At 37.7% G+C, this 2,259-nt stretch carries 3 protein-coding genes; all 3 read left to right on the forward strand.

Translation table 11 applies throughout. The features are described from left to right. Positions 1-160 precede the first annotated feature (160 nt). Positions 161-862, forward strand: coding sequence for a YjjG family noncanonical pyrimidine nucleotidase (locus BN52_RS07040; RefSeq protein ID WP_008473742.1), 702 nt, complete (start codon positions 161-163; stop codon positions 860-862). Between the two features lie 24 nt (positions 863-886). Then, positions 887-1,996, forward strand: coding sequence for an endonuclease/exonuclease/phosphatase family protein (locus tag BN52_RS07045; RefSeq protein WP_008473743.1), 1,110 nt, complete (start codon positions 887-889; stop codon positions 1,994-1,996). Between the two features lie 77 nt (positions 1,997-2,073). Further along, the coding region (locus tag BN52_RS07050; protein WP_040473470.1) for an aldo/keto reductase at positions 2,074-2,259 on the forward strand (186 nt) is incomplete at its 3' end.

Genomic DNA, 2,259 nt, shown 5'->3' on the forward strand with positions numbered 1-2,259 from the left:
GTTTAAATCATATAAATATTTAAGAAAGCAAGATTAGACTAATGGTTTATGGGTTACCGCAAAAATATTGACACTTACATAGTCTGTCAAGTATTGGGGACAAGTAATTGATTTTGTTATAATAATCTCTCAGACTAATTTTTATAGAAGGGACAGAATCATGCGCTATAAACAAATTATTTTTGATGTTGACGATACTTTAATTGACTTTGCTGATACCGAAAATTTTGCCTTACACAGTTTGTTTAATTCCCACAAGTGGCCGTTAACTTCTGATTTACAACGGCAATACCATGCTTATAATCAAAGCTTGTGGCGTGATCTTGAATTAGGTAGGATTACCTATGATGAACTTTCAGAAAAATGCTTTCGCGTATTTTTAAAACAAAACCTTGGATTGACGGTTGATGGTACCGAAATAATGAACGAGTACCGCTCATATTTTGGTGAAACGCATAAGCTGCTTCCTGGGGTAGAAGATAGCTTGAAATTTGCCAAGCGCCAGGGCTACAAACTAACTATTCTCAGTAATGGCGAAAAATATATGCAACGTCATCGCTTGGAATTAGCAGGAATCAAAACTTATTTTGATTTGATTGTAACTTCTGAAGAAGCACAATATTCTAAGCCAAATTCGCACATTTTTGATTACTTCTTTAGTAGAACGGAAATCGGGCCTAGTGAAACCATCTTTTTTGGCGATGGCCTAAAATCCGATATCTTAGGTGCCAGCCTCTATCACGTCGATAGCATCTGGTTCAATCACCGGCACCGTAAAAATACGATTACAGATTTGAAGCCACGCTTTGAGGTTGAGACTTACCCTGAGTTTATCAATTTAATGAGACACGATTTTGCATAAAAATTGAGAGGGGATAAAAAGTCATTGCAGTTAATTAAGAAAATCGGAAAATATTTGTTAGGCTTGTTGCTGGTTTTTGCGGTATTGTTAACAGGATACGTTGGCTATATGCAATTGCACTACTATCGCTTGCCAGACAAGCAGAAGCTAACTATTGGTCGCCAGCAAACAGCTACTTTAGCTTTGAATCGATCTTATAGTGCGGTAACTTACAATGTAGGTTTTGGTGCCTACAATCAAAAGTTCTCATTTTTCATGGATCAAGGTGAGCTTAAGAATGGTCAAAAAACGCAAGGCACAAGAGGTACGGCCTTCTCTAAGCAAGCGGTAATGGCGTCGACCAACGGCGTAATAAAGACGTTAAGACAACTCAAAGCAGATTTTATTCTCTTGCAGGAAATTGACACGCATTCTACTAGAAGCCACTATGTCAATCAGGTCAAACTAGTCGAACGAGGATTGCCGGGTTATGACTATACCTTTGCGAATAATTTTCACTCAGCCTACTTGTTATGGCCTTTGACTGATCCACATGGTAGCGTTCAATCTGGGCTGCTAAGTTTAAGCAAATATCACCTCGATAGTACAGTGAGAAGAAAGTATCCGATTACCAGTGCCTTTATTTCTAAGTTTACTGATTTAGATCGCTGCTTTACGATGATGAGGTATCCTGTCAAAGGCGGCAAGGAGTTATTAGTAATTAATAGTCATATGTCGGCTTATGATAAAGGTGGCAAAATGCGTAAGGCACAAATGAAGTTACTGTCACGAGTAATTGAGCAGGAATATCACGCTGGTAATTACGTAATCGTTGGTGGCGATTTTAATCATGCTTTGGGAAGAGACATGTTAAAGCACTTTGCTCACCAAGAAAAAGTACCAACCTGGGTTTCCGTTTTAAGCCAAAAGATGTTGCCAAAAGATTTTGTCATGGTAAAAGCTAAGAATCGAATGCAGGTAGCAACGGTACGTTCGACTGATATGAAGTATCAACCTAAAGTTAATTATCAAACTGTTGGCGATGGCTTTATTGTTTCTAAAAATATACAAGCTAGTGCGGTTAATATTAATACAGATTATCGCTATGCCGACCATAACCCAGTAAAACTGGAGTTTAAATTGTTGAAAAATTAAATAATATGGTTTACTATTAGTAAGCAACTTATCTTTTGTTAGTTGATAGTGCTTTTAGAAGGAAGGACAAGTAAAATATGCTAACAGATACTTACAAATTAAATAACGGTGTAGAAATTCCAGTTGTTGGTTTTGGTACTTGGCAAACGCCAAACGGTCAAGTTGCTAAAGATGCAGTTTTAGCAGCTTTAAATGCTGGCTACCGTCATATCGATACAGCAGCAGCCTATGGCAATGAAACTAGTGTCGGCGAAGCTATTAAA

Origin of the sequence: Lactobacillus gigeriorum DSM 23908 = CRBIP 24.85, from assembly GCF_000296855.1 — a bacterium.
In the GTDB taxonomy this organism is placed as follows: domain Bacteria; phylum Bacillota; class Bacilli; order Lactobacillales; family Lactobacillaceae; genus Lactobacillus; species Lactobacillus gigeriorum.